22 protein-coding genes and 1 other RNA gene are annotated in these 23,945 nt (G+C 46.9%); 16 read left to right on the top strand and 7 right to left on the bottom strand.

Translation table 11 applies throughout. From position 1 onward, the window contains the following. Positions 1-239 precede the first annotated feature (239 nt). The 5 genes from HP401_RS05590 (at position 240) to HP401_RS05570 (ending at position 4,385) form a co-directional block, all read left to right on the top strand. Complete coding sequence (locus HP401_RS05590; protein ID WP_173604367.1) at positions 240-1,415, top strand: amidohydrolase; 1,176 nt, start codon at positions 240-242, stop codon at positions 1,413-1,415. A gap of 27 nt (positions 1,416-1,442) precedes the next feature. Next, positions 1,443-2,273, top strand: a complete 831-nt coding sequence (locus tag HP401_RS05585) for a DUF3100 domain-containing protein (protein ID WP_173604366.1) — start codon at positions 1,443-1,445, stop codon at positions 2,271-2,273. After that, complete coding sequence (locus HP401_RS05580; RefSeq protein WP_012685856.1) at positions 2,270-2,707, top strand: hypothetical protein; 438 nt, start codon at positions 2,270-2,272, stop codon at positions 2,705-2,707. The genes HP401_RS05585 and HP401_RS05580 overlap by 4 nt, the downstream gene beginning before the upstream one ends. Positions 2,708-2,800: 93 nt before the next feature. Next, complete coding sequence (locus HP401_RS05575; RefSeq protein ID WP_012685857.1) at positions 2,801-3,589, top strand: ABC transporter ATP-binding protein; 789 nt, start codon at positions 2,801-2,803, stop codon at positions 3,587-3,589. 106 nt (positions 3,590-3,695) lie between these two features. Next, positions 3,696-4,385, top strand: coding sequence for an MBL fold metallo-hydrolase (locus tag HP401_RS05570; RefSeq protein ID WP_173604365.1), 690 nt, complete (start codon positions 3,696-3,698; stop codon positions 4,383-4,385). Positions 4,386-4,437: 52 nt separating this feature from the next. On the opposite strand, the gene HP401_RS05565 is transcribed toward HP401_RS05570, so the two are convergent. From HP401_RS05565 to HP401_RS05555, 3 genes are all read right to left on the bottom strand, one after another. Next, entirely contained in the window at positions 4,438-5,085 is a 648-nt protein-coding gene (locus HP401_RS05565) for a SurA N-terminal domain-containing protein (protein ID WP_238351933.1), read from the bottom strand. 108 nt (positions 5,086-5,193) lie between these two features. After that, complete coding sequence (locus HP401_RS05560) at positions 5,194-5,880, bottom strand: tetratricopeptide repeat protein (RefSeq protein WP_012685860.1); 687 nt, start codon at positions 5,878-5,880, stop codon at positions 5,194-5,196. A gap of 80 nt (positions 5,881-5,960) precedes the next feature. Next, positions 5,961-7,922: a beta-propeller domain-containing protein gene (locus tag HP401_RS05555; protein ID WP_173604364.1), complete on the bottom strand. Its 1,962-nt coding sequence runs from the start codon at positions 7,920-7,922 to the stop codon at positions 5,961-5,963. 183 nt (positions 7,923-8,105) lie between these two features. On the opposite strand from HP401_RS05555, the gene HP401_RS05550 reads away from it, so the two are divergent. The 5 genes from HP401_RS05550 to HP401_RS05530 all read left to right on the top strand — a co-directional run bounded on the left by HP401_RS05550 (position 8,106) and on the right by HP401_RS05530 (position 13,399). Next, positions 8,106-9,641 (top strand): fumarate hydratase, encoded by a 1,536-nt coding sequence (locus HP401_RS05550; protein ID WP_173604363.1) that lies wholly within the window; start codon positions 8,106-8,108, stop codon positions 9,639-9,641. Between the two features lie 165 nt (positions 9,642-9,806). After that, positions 9,807-11,027: a metal-dependent hydrolase family protein gene (locus tag HP401_RS05545; protein WP_173604362.1), complete on the top strand. Its 1,221-nt coding sequence runs from the start codon at positions 9,807-9,809 to the stop codon at positions 11,025-11,027. 150 nt (positions 11,028-11,177) lie between these two features. Next, positions 11,178-11,519 (top strand): LysM peptidoglycan-binding domain-containing protein, encoded by a 342-nt coding sequence (locus HP401_RS05540; protein WP_012685864.1) that lies wholly within the window; start codon positions 11,178-11,180, stop codon positions 11,517-11,519. A gap of 100 nt (positions 11,520-11,619) precedes the next feature. Continuing rightward, complete coding sequence (locus HP401_RS05535; protein ID WP_007724315.1) at positions 11,620-11,808, top strand: hypothetical protein; 189 nt, start codon at positions 11,620-11,622, stop codon at positions 11,806-11,808. Between the two features lie 181 nt (positions 11,809-11,989). Further along, positions 11,990-13,399, top strand: a complete 1,410-nt coding sequence (locus tag HP401_RS05530) for an MDR family MFS transporter (protein ID WP_173604361.1) — start codon at positions 11,990-11,992, stop codon at positions 13,397-13,399. 2 nt (positions 13,400-13,401) lie between these two features. On the opposite strand, the gene HP401_RS05525 is transcribed toward HP401_RS05530, so the two are convergent. Together HP401_RS05525 and yfkAB are read right to left on the bottom strand one after the other, a co-directional pair. After that, positions 13,402-13,656, bottom strand: coding sequence for an alpha/beta-type small acid-soluble spore protein (locus tag HP401_RS05525; protein WP_173604360.1), 255 nt, complete (start codon positions 13,654-13,656; stop codon positions 13,402-13,404). A gap of 31 nt (positions 13,657-13,687) precedes the next feature. Continuing rightward, a complete protein-coding gene (gene yfkAB / locus HP401_RS05520; RefSeq protein WP_173604359.1) occupies positions 13,688-14,803 on the bottom strand; it encodes a radical SAM/CxCxxxxC motif protein YfkAB in 1,116 nt (371 codons plus the stop codon). A 77-nt stretch (positions 14,804-14,880) separates the two neighbouring features. On the opposite strand from yfkAB, the gene HP401_RS05515 reads away from it, so the two are divergent. Then, positions 14,881-15,564 carry a DUF1385 domain-containing protein gene (locus HP401_RS05515; protein ID WP_173604358.1) on the top strand — a complete coding sequence of 228 codons (684 nt, stop codon included), beginning with the start codon at positions 14,881-14,883 and terminating at the stop codon, positions 15,562-15,564. Between the two features lie 94 nt (positions 15,565-15,658). Here the strand turns inward: HP401_RS05515 and HP401_RS05510 are convergent, their stop codons facing one another. Both HP401_RS05510 and HP401_RS05505 read right to left on the bottom strand, forming a co-directional pair. After that, positions 15,659-16,192 carry a gamma carbonic anhydrase gene (locus HP401_RS05510; RefSeq protein ID WP_173604357.1) on the bottom strand — a complete coding sequence of 178 codons (534 nt, stop codon included), beginning with the start codon at positions 16,190-16,192 and terminating at the stop codon, positions 15,659-15,661. 13 nt (positions 16,193-16,205) lie between these two features. Next, on the bottom strand, positions 16,206-16,514 hold the full coding sequence (locus HP401_RS05505) for an iron-sulfur cluster biosynthesis family protein (RefSeq protein ID WP_087349415.1): 309 nt from the start codon (positions 16,512-16,514) through the stop codon (positions 16,206-16,208). Positions 16,515-16,630: 116 nt separating this feature from the next. Here HP401_RS05505 and rnpB point away from each other — a divergent pair. The 5 genes from rnpB (at position 16,631) to HP401_RS05480 (ending at position 23,829) form a co-directional block, all read left to right on the top strand. Beyond that, an RNA gene (gene rnpB / locus HP401_RS05500) (RNase P RNA component class B) lies at positions 16,631-17,020 on the top strand. A gap of 278 nt (positions 17,021-17,298) precedes the next feature. After that, positions 17,299-19,635, top strand: a complete 2,337-nt coding sequence (locus tag HP401_RS05495; RefSeq protein ID WP_173604356.1) for an S-layer homology domain-containing protein — start codon at positions 17,299-17,301, stop codon at positions 19,633-19,635. A 164-nt stretch (positions 19,636-19,799) separates the two neighbouring features. Then, on the top strand, positions 19,800-21,311 hold the full coding sequence (locus HP401_RS05490; protein ID WP_173604355.1) for a monooxygenase: 1,512 nt from the start codon (positions 19,800-19,802) through the stop codon (positions 21,309-21,311). Between the two features lie 103 nt (positions 21,312-21,414). Further along, a complete protein-coding gene (locus tag HP401_RS05485; protein WP_173604354.1) occupies positions 21,415-21,900 on the top strand; it encodes a MarR family transcriptional regulator in 486 nt (161 codons plus the stop codon). Positions 21,901-23,151: 1,251 nt separating this feature from the next. Continuing rightward, positions 23,152-23,829 (top strand): hypothetical protein, encoded by a 678-nt coding sequence (locus HP401_RS05480; protein ID WP_173604353.1) that lies wholly within the window; start codon positions 23,152-23,154, stop codon positions 23,827-23,829. Positions 23,830-23,945: the final 116 nt, after the last annotated feature.

Raw genomic sequence — 23,945 nt, 5'->3', positions numbered from 1 at the left:
AATATAAATCTTTTTATTGTTACAAATAGTATATTTTACATGGACATTATCGGTGGAAAATTCTAAAATAACAAATAAATAGACAGCTACAAATGTGGATTCGACAGCCTTGTCCTTGTGGAATGGACATTTGTTATTTTCATCGTTCCGTGATAGAATTCACAAAACGATATTTTTTTTAGCTAAACTTAACTGACTCGGGAAATGTTGAGGGATAAGGCAAAAAGAGGAGTGATTGTGTGAGTTTGGAAACGAAGAAATGGGCGGATGAAGTAGCTGAGCAGGTAATCTCATGGCGTCGATATCTCCATCAGCATCCAGAATTGTCGTTTGAAGAGGAAAAGACGTCTCAATTTATTTATGAAACGTTGGAATCTTTCGGGAATTTGGAGCTTTCGCGGCCAACCAAAACGAGCGTGGTCGCTCGACTGATCGGATCACAGCCAGGAAAAGTTCTTGGCATTCGCGCTGACATTGATGCTCTCCCGATCCATGAAGAAAATGATGTGCCATATGCATCAGGAAAAGCTGGCGTGATGCACGCGTGCGGACATGACGGTCATACAGCGATGCTGTTGGGAGCCGCAAAAATTTTGTCCCAGTACAAGGATCAAATCAAAGGTGAGGTTCGGTTCTTCTTCCAGCATGCCGAGGAGCTGCCGCCGGGTGGGGCTGCTGAAATCGTAAGAGCTGGTGCAGCGGACGGACTGGATTCGATCATTGGTATTCATTTGGCATCGTACATGCCTGTAGGGAAATTTGGTGTACTTTATGGGGCACTTACTTCATCGACAGATCGCTTCGATATCAAGATTCAAGGAAAAGGTGGACACTCCTCGCAACCGGAGGCATCTGTTGACCCGATCGTCATTGGGGCACAGGTTATTACTGGCCTACAACAAATTGTATCCCGCAACGTCAGTGCGTTGGACAAGGTCGTTATTTCGGTGACGATGCTGAATGCAGGGACAGCCTATAACATCATTCCAGATTCGATGACGCTGACGGGCTCCACACGCTGCTTCGATGCACAGATTCGCCAAAATATTCCGATGTGGATTGAAAGAATTGTCAAAGGAATTACCGAAGCGCATGGAGCAAGTTATGAATTCACGTTCTCACATGGCTACACATCCGTTGTCAACGACAAGCAGGTGACGAAGCTGATGGAGGATACGATCCGCGAGCGTTGGGGAGAAGAAGAGATTATTTACATTGATCCTTTGATGCCGGGTGAAGATTTCTCTGAGTATTTGAAAAAAGCTCCTGGCTGTTTTATTCAATTGGGTGCTGGCAATCCGGACAAAGGCTTCACGTATCCGCACCATCATCCTCGCTTTGATTTTGATGAGGATGCAATGGTACGCGGCGTGGAATTGTTTGTTCGGGCAGCTCAAAAAGTCGTCATGGCGTAGAGCAAGATAGAATGAGGGGGATGTCGTATGGCAGAGGCACGCGTCAATGAGTACAAGCTGCATTTTCTCGTACTTATTCTCGTCGCATTGACAGAATTTATCGGGACAAAAAAAATCAGTATTGGCATCGGGGTTATCGCTCTGTTTCCGATGCTTTACGCGCTCGTTTTAGGCGGGGCAATCAGCTGGCCTAAGTTTAAATTCTTGAGTGAAAAAGAAATGAATGTCGCAGCCAATATTTTGGGTGTTTCGTTTTTGATCTTTATTGCGAAGCTGGGAGCCAATATCGGTCCTGAGCTGCCTAAGCTGCTCGGCTCTGGTGTATCCTTGATTGTACAAGAGATGGGACACATTGTAGGGACAATTGCACTTGGTCTGCCAATCGCATTGTGGCTGGGTCTGAAGCGTGAAGCAATTGGGGCGACTTATTCTCTTGACCGCGAACCAAACTTGGCGATCATTGTAGACAAGTTTGGAGCAAACTCTGCCGAAGCTCGCGGCGCGCTGGGCGTATATATTTGCGGAACCTTGTTTGGTGCTATTTATATGTCGATTCTAGCAAGTATTTTAGGAAGCAGCGGGTTGTTTCACCCGATTTCACTGGCGATGGGAGCTGCAGTTGGTTCTGGTAGTATGATGGCAGCAGCTACAGGCTCATTGGCTGTTATTTTCCCAGAAGCTCAAAAAGACATTGCCTTTTATTCCGGAGCAGCAAATTTGATGATGAGTATCGTCGGAACGTACGTATGTATCTTCTTCTCCTTGCCGGTTACACAAAAGCTGTACGCATGGCTTGAGCCTATCATTGGACGCAAAAGTGCTTCTTCTGCAGCAGAAGGGGGGAGAAAAAGCGCATGAATCAAATCTTGACGATTTTTATCATCGGCTTCATTGCTCTCATCGGTAACTGGATCGGTTATAAAGTTCCAATCATGGACTCTTTGCCAGGTATTTTGCTCTTGGCGGTCATTACGCTGATTGGAATGGGCTTCACGCGCATCCTGCCATTCAAATCTCCCGTCATTGTATGGATTTCTTTGTTTGCGATGCTTGCGACATCCCCGTTTTTCCCAGGGAATGAATATACGGCTGCTGCGATTGCCAAGATCAATCTACTCGCATTGGCCACGCCGATTCTCGCCTATGCAGGTCTGTCACTCGGAAAAGATGTTCATCTATTCAAACAGCTTAGCTGGCGTATCGTAGTCGTGTCTCTCGTCGTCTTTACTGGCACGTTCCTCTTCGCTACGTTGTTTGCTGAGATTGTCTTCAAGATTCAAGGTAAATTTTAACGAAACTGTTTTTGGGTTAGGGCCTCCGTGTGCTTCCATATGCCATGGAGGTTCTTTTCACATACAACTGTGAGAGTCAGGAGTGGAGAGAGTATGGTCATTGATGTTAGAAAGGTTACCTGGCAAAGAGATGAAACAACCATTCTGCGAGACATTGCCTGGCAAGTGCAAGACAAGGAGCATTGGTGTTTAGTCGGGTTAAACGGCTCTGGTAAAACCAGTCTGTTGAAAATCATTTGTGGTTATGTATGGCCGACAAAGGGGGAGGTCAGTGTATTAGGCAACCTTTACGGAACCGTCGACTTGCGCGAGGTGCGTAAATCAATCGGCTGGGTAAGCACAGCGTTGATGGCTCAGCTTCATGAGCATGAAACCGCACTCCGTGTCGTCTTGAGTGGACGGGAGGCAACCATCGGCTTGTATTCCGTTCCAGAGGAGGCGGACGTAGAGAAAGCGTCGGATTTACTCGATACATTTGGATGCCGTGCATTGAAAAACAGACCTTTTGCCGCTTTATCGCAAGGGGAGAGACAAAAAGTACTGATTGCTCGCGCATTGATGGCTTCCCCTCGCTTACTCATTCTAGACGAGCCTTGCACTGGGCTGGACCTGCTATCAAGAGAACAGCTGTTGGCCATGATTGAACAAATCGCCAAGCAGCCTAACGGACCCACTCTCATTTATGTCACCCATCACATCGAAGAAATTTTGCCTTGCTTCACGCATACTTTGCTGCTAAAAGCGGGGGAAGTTGACCAGGCTGGAAAAACAGATGAGGTCCTAACGGCGGAACGTCTGACAAGCTTTTTCGGCGTACCTGTTCACATTCAACGCTCGCAAGGAAGATCTTGGGTCAGCTTAGGGGAAGAGGCGACCGTGTGATTGTGTAGTGTGTTGGATAAGTTTGGGCACGAGTCAGCACGGTTGTGCATGATTGTGTATAATAACAATAAGAAATTGTATCTGGGAGGAGAGGAGAGATGGAGGCATGAACAATGTGATTGCACCAATCACAGACTCCACCTGGGCGATCATCACCTATGAGGAAGCGTGGAATAGCTACGTGAACAGCTATGTGATCAAACAAGGGAATGCCTTTGTATTGATTGATTCTCACCAGCGCAAGCAACGCTCATTTTTTCAACAGGCGTTGGAAGAGATCGGGGTCAAGCCAGATCGAACGGAATATGTCTACTTCACTCATCGACATGCTGATCATATTGGAAATGCCGATATGTTCCCTTCTCGTAACAATTGGATTCACCTCGACGATTATTACGAACTGGATGATTTTTCACAGACGCTATTCGGCCATACGTTTACAGGTAGTGGGGGGGATCTGCCGTCCCTGCGTTTCCGACAGCTTTCTTTTCATACAGAAGGCTCCGTTGCCTTCTTTGATCCCCAGTCGAAAATATGCTTTGTTGGCGATCATTTATGCTTTGAAAACACAGAACTCGGCCAAATCGTTGGCGGAGAAGTGGACTGCCGGGCAGCTTATCAAGAACAAGTGAAGCAATGGGTAGCGCGTGAACCAGAGCGAGCGGCGGAGTTTACGGGGGGCTTGGAGATTTTGCAGGATTGGCCCATTGAGTATTTAGCTACTGGTCATGGCCCCATTCTTCATGGCGAAATCAAGGAGTTTTTGCAAGAGTTGATTGCGATTGCTCGTCCGTAACGAAAAAAGACTTGTGCGCCGCGCATTGACGGCTAGCACAAGTCTTTTTGCATTACTTGCTGGAAGGTGTTGTATCTTCTTCATCCACTTGTTTTTCGCTTTCCAAATCTTTATCCATGATTTGGACGTTATGCTTTTTATACAATTCATCGATCCATTTATCCATATTATTTCGTTTATTTCTGGATTTTACTTTTTCGATCACTTTCGGGCGGGCTTCTTCAAATGTTCCCTCGAACTTATCTTTGTTTTTCTCATAGTATTCTTTGATTTGTTCTTCAGTGATCGGGTTATCCTTCTCGAACAGCTTGTCCCGCAACATAACAGAGCGCACACCTTCACGGAGCTCTTGCTCAGTCATTTGCTTATCCTTCAAATACTGTTGGAATCTTTCTGGTGATCCCATTTTTTCTTTAACTGGGTTCACACGTGCATCGAGTTCTTGATCGGTTACAGTAATTCCTCGTGCAGCGCCTTCCTGTTTGTACAGCTCCAAGGTGATGATATCAGCCATGACACGCTTACCAGCATCTTTTTTCAATTTGTCGTACATTTGCTCTTGCGTAATCGTCACATTACCGATTTTGGCAACAGGGTTATCCGCAGAGAAAGCGGAATCTTTTCCAGGTGTACAGCCCGCTACAGCGAGACCGAGTACAAGTGCTGAGGCAGCAAGTATAGATACATTGAATTTTTTCATGAAAAATACCTCACTTTCTTGATAGTAATACGACTGTGCGTAGAGCAGCGTTACGGGAAGCGGAAAATAAAAACCGCACACATAAAGCAATGTGCGGTCGTCAATCAATTAGCTGGCTTGTGTAGAGGCTTTTTTCCACTCTTCCAAGCGTTTTTCCAGTACGGAGTGATTCAGATGCACAAGACTAGCTGATTTGTCCATCAATTGTTTCAGATAGGAAAGGGCTCGCTCATAATTTCCTTTGGCAGCTTCAATCTCTGCCAAGCAGAAGAGCTTCCAGTCCTTTGCCGATCGTTTGCTTGCGATCAGCTGGTAAGCTTCTATCGCACTCTCCACTTCACCCAGGCGTGCGTGCGAGCAGGCAATAAGTGCTAAGGAATCAGTCATTCCCTGATCACGCTGGTAAATACGAAACGCCACTTCCAATGATTCGTTGTATCGTTCGGAGGAATAGTAAACGATCGCCAGGTTGTAAAACAAGTAGTGAATCATCGCTTGATTGAATAACGTTGGTCGTTCCTTGCAGACGTTGATTCCTTGAACGATATATTTTTCGGCCATTTCATAATTGCCAAGCATGATCTCATGGGTTGATTTATCCAGCATAGCGACAGCACGGGAACGGTTCTTCCGATAGGAAGCCTCCAGCCAGCGCAATCGAATATTCAAACGGCGTTTGAACAGATTGGCCATGTACTGAAAGCGGAAGGGCCAGTGCAGGCGAATAAACATAACTAACAGCACAGCCGCAATCCCTGCCAGCGTTGATGTCAAATTAAAACTCAAATACTCCACGTAGTGACACCCTCTCTATATACGCTGCATCTATTAACCCATCTTAGCACAGAACCTGTCCGCATGACAGAGCATTACCGCTATTTCGCCAATGGCAAGATATTCTCTTTTTTTGATGCAGAGAGCTGCTGCGCTTTGACGTAATCGTCTGAAACGGTATAGAGCGTGTCGCCAATCGTGAGTATCCGCTTAATGTTACTGGAGCTGTCGTACCAGCCTTCGCCTGCTTTCGCAACATCTTCCTTCGACAGATGGGTGATCTGATCTCTCAGCTGAAACCCTTTTTGTAGATCAAGCTGATAGACGTAGGCACCTTGGAAAGTAAAGTGGCCATACTCGCGCATATCGTTTTTGGTTTTTTGTTCAGCCGTACGTTCGTGGACGGATACAGGAAAGGCGAGCAGATTTTTTTCTTTGGAGAACAGCAGAGCCTTGTGATTGCGCAACAGCTCGGAATCCGTTCCTCTGTCCCCGATCACAGTCTTGAACTTTTCCTTCGGTTTCGTTACATCACTGACGTCAAAGAGGGCAATTTTCATCCCTTGGTAGTACGCCCATTCTTTATCTGATTCTGCGTCTTTGCCAAAACCGATGATATGGTTTTCATCATACGGGTGTAAATAGTCGCTGTAACCTGGAATTTTCAGGGCACCTAGTACGCTTGGTGCAGAAGGCTTCTTCAGATCGAGAACGAACAGCGGGTCGACTTTTTTGAAGGTGACCATGTAGGCACGATCTCCCATGAAACGGACCGAATAAATGCGTTCTCCTGGAGCGATGCCTTCCAGCTTCCCAAATACCTCAAGTTTATTGTTCAGCACATACAAGTTGTTTTTGGACGTAAGCTCATCGTCCCGCCACATGTTCCCGCTCGTGGTGGCGATTCGGAAATAACCGTCGTTTTCATCCATGGAAAACTGGTTCAGAATGCGTCCAGGCACTGCCCCTTTTCCTGTAAACCGAATGTCACCCTTATTCATGGCAAATCGATAAATGGTTGTATCTGACTCAAGGGGAGGGGCAATCAAAGGAGCTGTCACCCCTTTTTGCTTAGCGGCTACTGGCTGGGCATTGTTCTGGGTGACGGCTACATACAGATTTTTGGTGGATGCATAGATGTTCTCACCAGCACCAAGGTACGTATTCAGTGACATCTTTTGTTTCGAATCATCCAGATTCACGCCAGTGACGATCAAATACTCTGGACGAAAGTGATCCGGGAAGTAACGAATCTCGCTGTAGGGAATGGTTTGGTATTGGTTATGATGGGCGCTGTCTTTATACGTTGGGCCTGGCACTTCTGCTTTCTCTTGCATGATACGATACGCATCCATATAATGGTTGGCTGTCACGTACAAGCTCGCGCCGATTTTGCGGGACGACATGTACTGGCCTTCCAGCTCCAGTTGACGAATGAGCCGCGGTTGTTTTTTGTCAGTAATATCGTAGATCATGGTTTTCACGGACTGCATGCTTTGGAAACGGGGGATGCCTCTTTTGGAAGCGGTACCAGGAGGATAGGAGATGTTCTCATCCGCTTGCCCGATAACGATGAGTCTGCGATCGTCTACGTACATTTCTTGTGGTACGAATTTTCCATTGTCATAGCTGATACGGCTTGCGACCTTCATTTCGGTCGCTGGATACGCTTTAATGATGCGCACTTCATTTTGCGTGGATTGATAAAGATAAGTTCCATCTGATTTGACGATATCTGCTTCATCGACGCCCTGCACTTGTGTGTTCGTTGTGGAAAAATCACCGCGAGCAGCGCCACCGGAAGTGTCCGCTACTTTGTTGGCTGTGCTAGGTGCGGCTACTGGCATAGCGGCAGTCGTTTCCAAGGTGCCGTAATGATAGCTATCCAAGTCAGATGATTGGATGAGCTTTTTTAGCTCCGCATAGGAACCGACTACTGGCAACTCTTCTGTAGTTGCTGCGGCTTGAACGGTTGGCTCCGCAATTGTACCTGTCGTGAACAGGAAGGGTATAGAGGCCACCACCATCACGGAGGCGAGAAGCCCGGCAAATGTTCTTTTCATTATTAATCCCCCTCATATCTGCTTCTTGCCAAAATTTGCTGTCGGTAATAAGACGACGCACGTTTACGGAATGTTTCACACACTCTTTGGGCAGCAATCTACGGACAGGTGGGGGAGCGTGTGCTATAATAATAGGCGGTTTATGCTACCATTTACACCACTACGTCAAAAGGGGCGTCATAGATGGAAAACTTGAAGAAAAGCATTCTGGAACTCATCACGGATACTTCTACGAATCTACCACCAGACGTGCGTCGTGCCGTCAATGCAGCTAAAGTGAAAGAGGATCTTGGCACACGTGCAGCGCTGTCTTTGTCTACAATTGCGCAAAACGTCGTCATGGCAGAAGAAAATGTTTCTCCGATCTGCCAAGATACAGGGATGCCTACATTCGAAGTGAAAACTCCGGTTGGAGTCAACCAGTTGATCATTAAACAAGCAATCAAAGAAATGATTGCAGAAGCAACCAAAACGGGTAAGCTGCGTTCCAACTCCGTAGATTCCTTGACGGGTACAAACACAGGGGACAATCTCGGACCAGGTACTCCTGTCATTCACTTTGAGCAATGGGAAGAGAATGAAATCGAAATCAAGCTGATTCTCAAAGGCGGCGGCTGTGAGAACAAAAACATCCAGTACTCCCTGCCTTGTGAGCTTGAAGGCCTGGGCAAAGTGGGCCGCAACCTGGATGGTATTCGCAAGTGCATTCTGCATGCGGTATATCAAGCGCAAGGACAAGGCTGTAGTGCCGGCTTCATCGGCGTAGGAATCGGTGGCGATCGCACCTCCGGCTATGCACTGGCGAAGCATCAATTGTTCCGCAAAGTGGACGATGTGAATCCAATTGCTGATCTGGCTGCTTTGGAAGACTACATCATGGAAACAGCGAACCAACTCGGAATCGGAACCATGGGCTTTGGTGGTAACTCTACTCTCTTGGGCTGTAAAATCGGCGTGGAAAACCGCCTGCCAGCGAGCTTTTTCGTATCCGTTGCGTACAACTGCTGGGCATTCCGCCGTCAAGGTGTTCGCCTGAATCCGGAGACTGGCGAAATCCTCCGTTACCTCTATAAAGACGAAGAAGTGGCGATGGACTTGTCCCCTGTAGCAGCTACGGACGATGCGGGCGAAAAGCGCAGAGAGGTTGTTCTGCAAGCGCCAATCTCTGAAGAACAAATCCGCAGCCTGCGAGTGGGCGATGTGGTCATTATCAATGGTGAAATGCACACAGGACGCGACGCCCTGCATAGCTACCTGATGGATCATGACTGTCCAGTGGACTTGAACGGTGGCATCATCTACCACTGCGGTCCAGTCATGCTGAAGGACGAAGCAGGCGAGTGGCATGTAAAAGCGGCTGGCCCGACTACCTCCATTCGCGAGGAACCGTACCAAGGCGAAATCATCAAGAAATTTGGAATCCGTGCCGTTATCGGAAAAGGCGGAATGGGTGCGAAAACCCTGAAAGCATTGAACGAGCATGGCGCTGTGTACTTAAATGCGATTGGTGGAGCGGCTCAGTATTATGCAGAATGCTTGGAAAAAGTAGAAGGTGTGGACTTCATGGAATTCGGTATTCCAGAAGCGATGTGGCACCTGCGCGTAAAAGGCTTCGCAGCAATTGTCACCATGGATTCTCATGGCAACAGCTTGCACGCGGATGTGGAAAAGTCTTCCGCTGAGAAATTGGCTCAGTTTGCTGCACCTGTATTTAAATAAGGAATGTAACACGAAAGCCTCTGGCGCACTTCACGTGCTGCCGGAGGCTTTTTTTTCAAACTAGACGAGAGAGGAGAAGGAAATAGTCGGATAGATGATGAACTTTCGAGGAACGAACCACGATTGCGGACAGATGGATTTTCATTTTTGACAGGGGGGACAGAAATGAAATGGTTGATTGCTGATCGCGTCATTATCGGAGATGGAGAGCATGTACTCGAACAAGGCGCTGTCGGGATTGATGAGCGAGGAAAGATTGTAGCAGTGGGGACAGAATCGGAGCTTACGGATTCCATATCGGAAGGAGAGGTAAAGCGATACAGCGGATGCTCCATTTTGCCAGGCTTGATCGATTTACATGTTCACATCGGGTATTGGTGGAGCAAACCAGACTCCGCTGAGTATCGCAACAACGACGGACTCGTGGCTTTACTGGCGACAGCGAATTTGAAAGAGGCACTTTCCTTGGGGGTTACGACGATCCGTGATGTGGCAGCACCGGATGGATTGTGCAGTACGCTGAAGCTGGCAGCCAAGAACGGCTTCATTGTTTCCCCTCGTCTTTTTCAGGTAAACCAAGGGATTATTATGACCGGGGGACACGGCTGGCAATTAGAGGGTGCCCTGCGAGAAGCAAATGGTCCGTGGGACGTGCGGACAGCCGTACGTGAACAAGTAAGAGCAGGAGCAGACTGGATCAAGCTCATGACGAGTCATCGTACACCAACGCCGGAGTTCACACAAGAGGAGCTGGATGCGGCGGTTGATGAATCTCATCGCTTGGGACGAAAATGCTGTGTACATGCCTCACTCCAACCGGCGATCCAGATGGCGATTGATGCGGGATTTGATACGATCGAGCACGCGACATTTATGACCGTTGAACAAGCAGAGCAGATGAAAGAAAAAGGACTGGTATGGGTACCGACTATGGTTACCTTCTTCCAGATTGCTGATTATTACAAGCATATTTGGAATGAGCAGCAACAGGCGAATCAAGGCATCTTGAGCGAAGAGATTATCGAGCAGGGAGCCTTTTTCATCGAATCGGAAAAGGCGTATCGCGAGAACTTCGTACAATTGATGAATACAGGCGTAAAAATCGCTACGGGTACAGATGTCGTATTGGAAGGCTATCCAATTACGCCTGTGGCAGAGGAAATCAAGCTGATGGTGGAGCTGGGGATGGAGCCAATTCGGGCGATCCAGGCTGCTACTCAAAATGCTGCTGAGGTGCTGGACCAAGGAAGTAGGATTGGGACGTTAGCGCCAGGTTATTTTGCAGATTTGCTTGTGGTAAAAGGTGATCCATTACAAGAGATAGGGGAATTGAAGCAAGTAGAGGAAGTGTTTCTTGAGGGTGTTTCTGTCTATTCAAAGTGTTGATGGGACTGAGCCTTGCTCTTTCAGGTTTGTAACGGCGTTTGTACTGGGTGTTTGACTATTTTCAGCCAAAATGGGTATTGGTTTATTGCGCGTGTACCAGGGCGGGCATAGGTTAATAGCGAATGATCACAGAAAAAAGGAGTGAGATTCGTGAACTATGTAGTCCGTTCGGGAGATACGCTAAACAGCATTGCGGCTCGATTTGGTGTATCCGTTCAGGAATTGATCCGTGTGAATAATGTCGCCTATCCCTACTACATTTACGTTGGTCAAAATTTGTACATCCCAATTACGCCGACACCAGCTCCTGGTGGGGATGTCGAGCGTCGTCTGAATCGACTAGAGAATCGAGTAGATGCGCTGCGTGAAGACTTTCGCAGGCTGGATAATCGAGTAGATCGGTTGGAGAACCGTGTCACTCGTCTGGAGCGGGCCACTACGCCGACACAACCTCCGCGCCCGCGTCCGACCGCTACGCCTCGTCCACGCTAAGCAGCTGGATAGAGGGCCAAATAATTTTCCACATTTGGCAATTTCCTCTTCGCTTGATCCTGCATAAAGTAATACGAGAGGATTAAGAGGAGGTGCGGCCATGCTAGGGTTAAATGGAAAAAACGTCCGACACCATTTCATGGGCGTCTATGGAAAAGTGGTGCAGATTCGGGAACTGGTGGATGTGATCGACCAAGTTTTTGACTCTGTAAACAAAGTGGGCGACATAGGTAAGGCAATGCTTGGACCTCGTAAGGCAAGTGCCAAAAAGCTCGACAAGCTGAGATGAATGGCAAAACAAAAAAACCGCGTCCGTAATGGAGGCGGTTTTTATTTATGGTTCATTCGTGATTTCTAGGGGCAGACTCTAACATCAGAATAACTCATCGGAAAGAAAAAGTCTACTCTTTTTCTAAAAATTCCCTTATATTTTTGGAGCTGTTATCAACTACTTCAAAAAGGGGAGTGCGATGGAGATGGAAAAGGAAAAGCGTCGTGTAGGCTTAGTCACGTGTGGAGTGCTGATGGGATTAGTCTTGTCAGCGTTGGATCAGACGATTGTCTCAACAGCCATGCCGACAATTACGAAAGAGCTGGGAGGGCTATCTCTTTATAGCTGGGTGTTCGCGATTTATATGCTTACATCGACCACGAGCATGCCCATTTATGGGAAAATGGCGGACTTGTTTGGAGCGAGAAAAATGTATTTGATCGGGTTGTTTGTGTTTCTTTTAGGATCTCTCCTGTGCGGCATGGCGAATTCCATGACGGGTCTTATTGTAGCGAGAGGAGTTCAAGGTTTGGGAGCTGGGGCATTAATGCCGGTTGCATTCATCATTGTGGGTGAACTGTATCCACCCGAAAAGAGAGGCAAATTTCAAGGACTTTTCGGAGCTGTCTTTGCCATGACGAGTATATTCGGTCCCTCGTTGGGAGGAATGATTGTGGAGCATCTGCCATGGGGATGGATCTTCTTTATCAACCTTCCTATTGGTATCGCTGCCTTTTTGATCATTGCGCTAGCCTTGCGTGATCAGCGGCACTACGATAAGAAGTCAGTCATCGACTGGTACGGGGCGATTAGCTTGAGTGCAGCCATCATTCTCATCCTGCTGTCCCTTGTCATGGAGGGGAGGGAATACAAGATCGGAATAGGGGGAGCAGGTACCTTATTTCTCGGCTTGTTCATCTGGATTGAAACCAAAGCAAAGGAACCCCTGCTTCCGCTTTCCCTATTTCGCATTCCAGCCATTGGATATGGCAATCTCGCAGGATTCTTTGTGAGTGCCGCTTTGTTCGGTGCAATCGCATATGTCCCTCTGTTCGTCCAAGGGGTACGCGGTGCGAGTCCCTCAGAGGCTGGATTCCTTTTAGTCCCACTCATGCTGTCTGCAGCGATTTCTTCGACGATTGGGGGAAGATGGATGGCAAAAGCTTCATTTCGGGCGATTCTGATTCCCAGCTTACTCATCATGGCGACAGGCTTCTTCCTTTTAAGCACGATGAATGGAGAGACAACGAACGCACAGCTCGTTATCTACATGATTGTCACAGGTCTAGGCATGGGGGCAATCTATCCGGCACTCGGTACAGCAGCACACAGCGCTGTCAAACCGGAAGATCGGGGTGTTGCCATGTCGACATCGCAATTATTTCGTTCCATTGGGGGTACGATTGGAGTGAGTGTGTTTGGGAGCATTGTAGAATGGCGGATGCGGGGAGGACTGGTGTTTAGTGAAGCTTTGCACGACGTCTTTATCACTGGTTTGATTCTGATTGGAATCAGTTTGATAGCCAGTGTCCGACTTGGCAATACTCGATTACTCGACAAAGAACCCCGCCATTCGCATTCAACAAATAGCGGGGTTCCCAAACAATAGAATTACGGTTTTTTATTCATACCTTCCATTGCCATCCGAACCATCTCTTTGACCATACTGCCGCCTAAGCGTCCTCCGATTCGACCGGCATCGTGAGAGGTTAACTGTCCATTGTAGCCGGGCTGCAATGGGACATGAATTTCTTCTGCGACCTCGAATTTGGCCTGCGCAGGATCAGCAACGTGTGCAATCTGCGCTTTTAGGGCGTCCAGCCCTTTTCTCGCCTCGGGGACGAGAGGGCGTTTGCGTCTGCTCATGGTAGATCACCTCACACCCTAGTGTGCCCAATTAGACGAGTGCTTTGCGCAGAGTAAAATCAGTCTCCTGATAGTAAGTATTAGCAACGAGCAGGTTCGGTCCTGCACATCCAGCAGCAGGGCAGAAGCAATTGATCTTCTGATTCAGTGTGTGTTCTTGCCATTTTTCAAACATCGACTGGAGCTGATCGGTTTGAATATTGCCCAATGGCTCTACATCCCCGAAATCGGTCACGATGACATCACCGGTGAAAATGTTGATGTTTAGACGATTCCGACCATCTGGATCATTGCGAGTCGTCACATTTTTCGCAGAGCGCAGTCTGCTGATCAATTCCCTGTCTGCTGCTTCAGAACTACAAGCAAAAAACGGAAGCGTCCCGAAAAGCATCCACAAATCTTCATTACGTACATCGAGCATCCGATGAATGGCTTGACGGAGCTCATCGAGCGAAAGGACATCCAGATCACGGGCAAAATCACTCGCATACATCGGGTGTACCTCATGTCGCTTGCTGCCCATCTCCTGAATTTGACGGTGGAGGGTATCGAGCTTTGTCCATGTGCGATGATTCAGCATCGTTTCGGCTGAGACAAATACACCTGCTTCCGAGAGCTTGCGTGCATTTTCCACCATCTCATGAAATTGTGCTTCCGCTCTTTTCATTGAAACCGGCTGCCGTGCTTTTGCGTAAACAATATCATGGAATTCTTCGGGAGTAGACCAGTTCCATGAAATATGCATGACATCGATGTAAGGCAGGATCAACTCATACCGAGAAAATGGCATGGACATGTTGGAGTTGATTTGCGTCCGCAGCCCACGATCTGCTGCATATTGTAGAATAGGAGCGATCACAGTTTTCACGGTACGCTCGCTGTACATCGGTTCGCCGCCTGTTATACTGAGAGTAAGCAGATCTTTTGCTTCATCGAGACGACGAAGTATGAGATCAACAGGGAGTGCGGGATCGTCTTTGTATCGCAATGTATCACCAACCGCGCAATGCTCACAGCGGAGATTGCACAGATTCGTTACAGTAAACTCGACGCTGGTAAGTTTATAGGCGGGGGGTGTCGCATTGAACAACGGCTCCCATGGATCGTGTAAAGGTGTTAATGGTGTAGTTGGAACCATGCGGATCAATTGTGAAACCTCCTTCATTCTGCGTACAACTCAACCTATTATAACGACATTAGGGCGGAAGGAGAATAGCTAACGAGATGATTATGGGGATGTCTTTTGGACGCGGTGTGCTTTTTCATGATCGAAATGTGCTGGCTTGCGCGGAAGTAAAAGACGGCGTGATTCATATGTGGGCGGAAAAAATCACATTGAAGACGATAGGGAAGCTCTGGTATCGAATCTTTTTTTCCTTCCCGTGGTACTATCAATTGTTTCATCTCCTGCTTGCTGGTTATGTACTAGCAGCGATCGTGAAGCCAGACTGGGCCATCCTCGATCCGATGTGGGTAGCTGTATACATCGCAGGCTTTCACTTCGTTTTTCCGAAAAAGATGAAAAAATTTCACGGTGCAGAACATAAAGTGTTTAGCTATGGAGGGAAGAAGTCACTAGCAGCACTGAATGAGATTCAACGGGCAAATATCGTGAATGACGGTTGCTCGACGAATCTGGTCGTGTGGTTTTTTACAGGATTCATCTTGTCTGTATTCTTTTTACCTTTAGAATGGAGCGTCGCATGCGGGGTAGCAGGACTGCTTGTTGGCATGCTCGGTGAGCGCTACGTGCGTAAATATTTCGGTTTTCTTTACAAGCTGTCGGCTTTCTTTCAAAAATACAGCACGACCAAAGAACCGGATCAGCTTCATTTAGAGACAGCGATCCGCTCGTATATGCTATTTGAGCACATTCGTGAGGTAGATCGATTGCAGAATGCTTCGTAAGGAAAAAGCGGTGTTAATCGGCTTGGATCGCCAATCATAAAAAACAGGGAGGATAGAAGGTGCTTATGCGCCCTCGACCTCCCTTTTCTTTTTCCTACTCCCGTTCGAGCGGGCTTTCTTCCAGTTGGCGATACATCTTTCCTTTATCCACATACGATTGGCGAATGCGTACGAATTCTTTCAAGTCTGCCTCGTTGAGTTCACGTTTTACTTTTGCTGGGTTGCCGACAACAAGCGAGCGAGGTGGTACCTTCATGCCTGGAGGAACGAGTGCACCCGCAGCAACCATCGCTTCTTCTCCAATTTCCGCACGATCCAGCACGATCGCACCCATTCCAATCAATGCGCCGCGACGTACCACGCAGCTATGTAAAACGGCGTTATGTCCAACGGTCACCTCGTCTTCGAGGACCAGCGGGTTGTTCGGGCTTTGGTGCAGGGTGCTGTTGTCTTGGACACTGACGCGTTTTCCAATGACGGTCGGAGCGATGTCCCCGCGGATCACAGTGTTGTACCAAATAGAAGAATCCTCGCCGATTTCGACATCGCCAGAAACGACGGAGCCTTTTGCCAAGAAAACGGTAGGGTGAATCTTCGGTTTGATGTTTTCAAATGATAAGAGCAGCATAGTTACCTCCTAATCAATGAGTAAGCGAGCAATCTGTTTGCATCGGGCGCGGATGGAAAATAGAGAAGCGGCCAGTTGCAGGATCGCAGTCGATGACTGTCCCGGAAAGCTGGTCTATCTCATGTGTTTGATAAAAGAAACGAATTCCACTTATTTCTTGGGCGAGATCATGTTTGTCCGCTTCCGTAATGGCAATGCTATATGTATAGCTGCCACAACCCGTCGTAGTCGGGACGAGTCTGATTCCGAGCTGTTCTGCGTCCGATTCTTCCGCGATCATTTGTGCAAGACGTACCGCCGCAATTGGAGTAATGGTTATCATCGTCATACCTCCTTGTAGCCATTTCTATTGTACTACAAATGGCCCTTCCAAATCCTGCTTGTTGACCATGTAGGAGGCATGTGATAGAGTAAATGTTACTGATTCTGATGTGCAGGAAATGTGGGTAGTCGCTGCCGCAATCGTTTCGACGATTGGCGGTAGAGGAAAGTCCAGGCTCGCCCAGGCTGAGATGCCTGGAGTGTTCGTACCTGGTGCAAGCCAGGGCAGTGAGGTGTTGAGCCTTGCTGACGGCGTGGAAAGGGCTCTCTCTGAGGCCCGAGTACGCTGAAAGTGCCACAGAAACGTAGCTTTTCTGGCGACAGAAAAGATGGAACGCGGTAAACCCTGCGAGCGAGAAACCCAAATTAGGTAGGGGAACCGTCCTGAAGGAATCAAACGGAAAGGACGGATGGTATCTTCGGATGCCATAGATAGATGGCTACCGCTCTTGGTGCGAGGGATTGCCCCGCTTGAAGCACGGGAGAGACAGAACCTGGCTTATAGCATTTCCTGCTGGAATGAAAACGTAAAACCACCTGAGACCTCAGGTGGTTTTTTTACGTTCTGCGAAATATCGTGAACCCGCTCCCTATCCATGTTTGAGGAGCAGTGGAATGATTTACCCGAACAAGCTTTGAAACTTTTTCGGAAATCGTGTCGTCTAAAAAGAGCGTTCAGCCGAAGAAAACAGTTCTACTGTGGACTATTCCATCATTTCTTCAAATGGGAGAGTCTGCTGGAGAGAAAGAACTGATAAACGGTTACAGTGATGGAGGGGTTTATTTTGAAAAAAGAAAAGAATCGAGCAACCAAGGATTTTAAAAAATTAGTAGCGACTGCGGTTCTGGCAGGATCGCTTGCGTTGCCGGGTACCGGATGGGCTGCTACGGCACTGCCATTCTCCGACATCGGAGGAAACGTGAACAAAGACGCGATTCTGAAATTGAACTATGCGGGTGTTCTGAAGGGTTATACAGATGGTACTTTCAGACCGTATAAAGAAGTGACGAGAGCGGAGTTCGCCAAAGTTGCGGTGCTGGCACTGGGGTACACAGACGCGCAAGCAAAGCTCCTGCAAGGAAAGACCGCATTTAAAGATCTGCCAGCAGATCACTGGGCAACTGGGTACATTAATCTTGCGGTATCCCAAGGCATCATCAAGGGATATCCAGATGGAACCTTCAAACCGAACAACAACGTAAAAATTGCGGAAGCATTGACTGTTTACGTACAAGGCTTAAAAATTGACGTTCGTCCATCAGCCTCAAGCGAGTGGTACATCCCATACTTACTGGAAGCGGACAGAGCAGGTATTTACGATGCAAAAGAAACACCGACAGCAGCAGCTCCGCGTGATATCGTCGCGAAGTACACGGATCGCTTTATGGAAACGCCTGTCTATGCAAACGGCGCGTACTACGACAAAGATGGCAACGCAAAAGGAACCAATCAGAAGCTGCAAGTAGTGAAGGGCGCAGTTGCTTCGTATGACAAGTCTGGCAAAAAGCTGAAGCTAGTCGGACAAAACAAAGAAATCGAATTGGCTGATTCCGCGCAAGTATACGGCAATCTGATCGTAGGCGCGCAAGTCGAATACATTACGAAAAATGGCCGAGTGGCTTTCCTCACCGTTGTTACTTCTGACTCCGAAATTGTGGAAGGAATCGTGAAGACTGGCCTTAATTTTACAACGGCTGTAGGCGATGAAAAGAAATTCAAGGCAATCGTCAATGGAAGAGAAGTTGTTTTGGAAGTAGAAGATGGCGTAAATGTAAGCCGCTCTCACATCGGCCAAAAGTTTGTGGCAGTGGTTGGCGACAATGGAAAAATCAAGTCCATCACGATCAGCGACAACACGACAAAAGGAATCGTGGAAAAAGTATCTTCCGTGAGCGGTTCCAACTCGAAGAAAGAGCTGAGAGTAGACGGCACGACCTACACGCTGGATTCCAAAGCAACGGTCAAAGGTAAGGCGCATCCAGAGGCAAAAGCAACAAGTGCTTCGTTCTCTGACATCGAAAAAGATGACTTGGTCGAGCTGACACTCAATGTGGACGGAAAAGTATCTGAGCTTGTTTACACGAAGCTGAGCTTCACAGATACGATCACAGTTGATACAGACAAAAACCTGATTCGCGTTGGCGGCGTCAATTACGAGGTGCATGAAGATACAGAGTTGTTCGTAGACGAAGACGAAGTAGATGAGCTGGATGAGTTGACGAGCGGCAAAATTGCAGTGCTTACGTTTGACAAAAATGGAAATCTGGTGAAAGTAGAGCAGGGTGTAGGGGCAGCTACGAACAAACAGATCTCAGACACAACTGCGTATGCACCAGGAAAACTGGCAACTGTGAAAATCGACGGGAAAACCTACGATATCTTGACCAACGCGAAGCTGACTGTCGATGGCAACTCCGTATCTCCAACGACGATTAAAAACGATCAGTTTAATGACCACCGCATCCTTACTTGGAAATACAACGTCGGCACGAATGACATTGTGGAGCTGACTTTGGAAAAGCAAACCGTAAAAGGATACGTGACGAAAAAATCCGGTTCCAAAATTACCGTGAACGGGAAAGTGTATGAGCTCTTGTCCGGGGTTACGATTGACAGCGATGCAGCATCCAACGACAACGAGTACACGCTGACACTCAACAACGCTGGCAAAGTAAAAGCCATTACAGGTGCGCCTAAGAAAGTAAGCGGCGTGGTTGACTCAGTTGAGGTCCGTAACGATAACGGTAAGGTGACTTCCGCGAAAGTAGAGGTTAACGGCAAGACGTACGATGTAACGGATGAGGACGCGATTGAAGATGTCGATCAATTTGAGTACGTGACATTGACTCTGGATCGTGACGGCGATGTCATTGCTGCTTCCGTGAGTGGAAAGCTGGCGAAGGAAAACGTGCGTTTCGTCGGAATTGAATCCCGCGTAAACAAAGACAAATACGTATTTTTCGATGACGTATCGACGAGCTTGAAGCTGACAGAAGACGCGAAGATCAAATACTACAACGGTAAGGACATGAAAGAAAGCGAGCTTTCCTCCAAGGACAAAGTGGATTTGTGGACAAATGATCAAGGTCTTGTCTATGCCATTGTCGTAGCAAAACGATAAGAAACTGGAAAAAGGCGATCTCCTCCTCCATTCGAGGAAAGGGGTCGCCTTTTCATTTGGTGGCATAGGCATTAAAAAGTATTTAATTGAAAATGGTTTTCAATTAAAAGGAGATATGATATATTATTTTTGTTTCGTGCAAAACAAAAATAGGAGTGATTTTAATGCAGGTCGATTATGAAGTAATTATTGTTGGTGGTGGACCAGTTGGCATGATGGTGGCTGGAGAGCTGGCATTGGCTAAAGTGAAGGTATGCGTACTTGAGCGCTTAAAGGAAACAACCCCGTATTCACGGGCGCTCACGGTACATCCGCGCACACTGGAAATCCTGGATATGCGCGGGTTGAAAGCGAAATTACTCGAGAGAGGAAAGCCGATTTCGACGACGCATTTTGCTGCGCTTGATACACGCTTGGATTTTTCAGTCTTGGATTCTTCCTCCAACTACACCTTGATTATTCCCCAACATGACACGGAGAAGGTACTAGAGGAGTGGGCAAAAAGTCTAGGGGTAGAAATACGAAGGGAAGAGGAGGTAGTTGCCGTACACCAAGATCAGCATGGGGTTGAGGTTGAGACTTCCGGGCCCAATGGAAAGGCTGTGCTGACAGCAAGCTATGTGGTGGGTGCAGATGGCGCTGGCAGCATTGTCCGCAAGCAGACAGGCATTCCGTTTGTCGGTAAGAATGCGACCTTTACGGCTATGCAAGGGGATGTTGTTTTGAAAAATCCGCCGGAATCAGGAGCTCCTTCCTACTTTAATGAACAAGGCTTGGTCATGATTGTACCCTTGCCAAACGGAATGCATCGGGTGGTGCTGATCGATACGGAGCGAATGGCTGTACCAAAGGAAGAACCAGTTACTTTGGAGGAACTGCGCACTAGTTTGCTGCGTATTCTTGGAGACGATTTTGGAATTTCCGATCTGTTTTGGATGACTCGTTTTGGCAATGCGACTTTGCAAGCTCAGCGTTATCGAGAAGGGCGGATTTTCCTGGCGGGAGATGCGGCGCATATTCATTTTCCAGCCGGAGGACAGGGGATGAACGTTGGCTTGCAAGAGGCAATCAACCTGGGGTGGAAGCTGGCGGCCCATTTAAAAGGCTGGGCACCGGATTGGCTGTTGGACAGCTATCATACAGAGCGTTTCCCCATCAATACCGCATTACTTACGAATACACAGATGCAATCACTGCTATTCGGTAGTTCGGAATTCTCCCCATCCGTTATCGCTTTGAGGAATATGGTGTCCGACTTGCTGCAAATACCCGAGGCAAATTATCGGTTGGCTACTCAAATCTCTGCGTTCAATGTCCAGTATGAACCGGTTGGGGAGATGCCGTCGCATGTATTGAACGGTCGACGTTTTACAGAGTTGAATCTGCGTCTGGAGAACGGTGAGTGCCAGAATGCGTACGAGCTTTTTCATTCTGGTTCATTCCTCTTGCTACATTTGGGCTCGGATGAACGAGTGGATGAAGCTCTCGATTGGTCGAAATATAAGCATGTCCATGTAGTTCGTGCTTCGCTTGCAAAGGGAGCTGCTGATTGGCATGACGTGCATACAGCGTTGATTCGACCGGATGGATATGTCGCATGGGCTGTTTCCCAAGAGGAGTCTGATCCGCTGGAAGCTATTCGGAAAGGAATCTCCTACTGGTGCGGACATGATTGATTGAAAACGGAATTGTTTTGTGCAAAACAAAATGGAATTGTTTTTCTCGAAACAATCAGTATATAATGGAGGGGAGATGAGATGGTAATCTAGGAGACATGATATGCAAAGCACAGAACTTTCCAAGCAGCGGATCATACAGCTTTACATACAACTAGTCACGCAGCAAGAGCTGCGAGAAAGCAAATTGACTGCGCGAATGGCAGAAGAGATGCAGAAGCTGGAATCCGAGATGGGGATGAAGCTAAACCTTACCCTATCCGAAATTCATTTCATTGCCTGTATCGGGGATCATGGTCCCATCAATGTCACCACGATTTCGGAAAAAGTCAATTTAACGAAAGGGTCCATAACACGGATCAGCAAAAAGCTATGGAAGCTTGATTTAATTAAAAGGCAACAGCTGGTTGATAATAAGAAAGAAGTGTACTATCGGCTAACCACAAAGGGACAAAAGCTGTATAAGATTCATCATCAGATGCATCAGGACATTGAACAGCGATTTAAGAGCTTTCTGGATAAATACACACCGGAGCAATTAGCATTTTCCCGCGAACTGCTGGAGGACTTGTTGAATTGGGATTTCTAAGAACGAAACAAAGGGGCGCCATCACACTGATGGTGTCCTTTGTCTGTGAACAGAACTCTCGATAAGTAAAAAGCCGAATTACCCCACGGTAATCCGGCTTTTTTGCTTATTTAATCTTAGGGTTGAATTTTACATTTCTCATAGGAAAACGCTCTTAGTTAGGTATACGCCAATTTGCTTGCAGAGACTCCTTCACTCGTTCAAATTGATTTAAACAGTAATGAGAGTCGGTATACAATTACGCATCAGCTAAAGCTAAAAGAAAATTTGTCAGAAGCTGATAATCAGGCGCTATTGTCTCCTGCTAATTACCGACTTCAGGTCATAAACGAAGAAAAACTCTCTGTAGCTAGTTTTATGGGTTTAGAATATTCGCTACTTCCTGAAGATAATCAGAAGTAGCAAATCGCTTGTTACGAATTGTACCTCTTGTGGTAATCGTGGCCACAGCCTACATGGTATTTTTTGGGGGGTACCGCCAACAAAATGTGACTTGGATGTAATAAAAAACTCGTATTCCTGTACGCTAAGGAACACGAGTTTTTTCATATTGCTGGTACCCTTTATTTTTCGAGTCTAATACATTATTTTGAGTGAACACCTAGGCTTTCTAGCAACTTCTTGTTAGTATCCCTAAGCGTAAGCGTGCTATATGGCAAATGTAAAGAGTAGGCCAACAAAGAGGTTTAAATGATTCTCATTTTAAAGATTCGGATCACTTTAAGCCTAACTGAAATGCTGATGTAGCATAATTTACCTAATCATGTGGTCATAAAGACATGTCAATTAAGTTGAAACGGAGTTTACTGTTTAGCGTGGTTATAATTATTTGCTTGGGCACTTGGACTATAGTGCTACAAAGTATGACAGAATCTAAAGTGGTATAAAAGTCATCTAAAAAAAATCATCATCATCAGAAAACGATTGTCGTTAATAAATATAGCGTAAAAACAGAGGCTGAGATATTGAATTACGGAGCCGATCCCATGCTTGCAACACAGTATGCCCCTGAACACCCAACCAAGTTAGGGACCCCCAATCGCAGAGGCAAAAATGTTGGGGAATCGTGAAATGATTGCATTACTAGAAGCATACATCCAGAATTAGAATAGCGTTTGTTAAAGCGTAGAAGTAGGGTTCAGGCTATTATTCTGGAAATTATTAGACTGATAACGTATAATTTCCTTATTGTAGTTCTATAGTCCTCGTGCTTTTTACACTTCAAATCTAACAACAACGGAGAATGTGATAATGAAAAAAGTAGCAGGAATCACGCTTATGGTAGCGTTGCTAGGTTTCAATGCATACCTGTGGCCAACATTGATTAAGGAAGTAAAAGCCGATCAGAAAAACACGAAAAACGTCCCGAAAGCAACGGAAACGACTTCGGCTTCGCTTTTGTCAGTTTCGACTCCGGTTATGGATTTAGCCAATCAAGGGACGAGGCCAACCAACGTATCGGCGTATCCGGTTGAACAACCAGTAGTTCAGTCAACCCCATCAAAGTTGGTAGCAAGCAAGTCTGGCACAGAAGCGAAAAAACAGTCATCGAAAAAGTCCCTAAAGACGGCATCAAATAAGCAACCGAAGAAAACGGTCAAAAAGCCTTCCAAATCATCAAGACAATCGGATGGTCCAGACGTTCAGATGTCCTTTACAGTTGAGCCAACTAGGATACATTATGAAGAGACGACCTATACAACGACGAGCAACTACGGCGGTGGGTCGTTCAATATGCCGCTCCAATATAATCCGTATAGGGGAAAAGTCGAAGAACCATTCAAAGTTACTCTAGACAACATATATCCTGATACTCCGACGTTGGACGAACACAAACAGAGACTTGGTATTCCAGTGACTGATGAACCGTATGTACCTCCTGTAAAAAAGGATCAACAACGACTCGCACCGCAGTCGTATCCAAGATGATAGGAGAATACGGGATTAAATGAATAGCCTTTGATTGGAAGGCGGTTTAAAAGAGAATATATCCACGTCAAAGAACTAATTGTTACTTTATTGAAGATAGAAGCGGATATAGCTAT

This window comes from Brevibacillus sp. HB2.2, from assembly GCF_013284275.1.
GTDB lineage: Bacteria > Bacillota > Bacilli > Brevibacillales > Brevibacillaceae > Brevibacillus > Brevibacillus brevis_D.
This window is presented reverse-complemented; position numbering and strand designations above follow the sequence as displayed.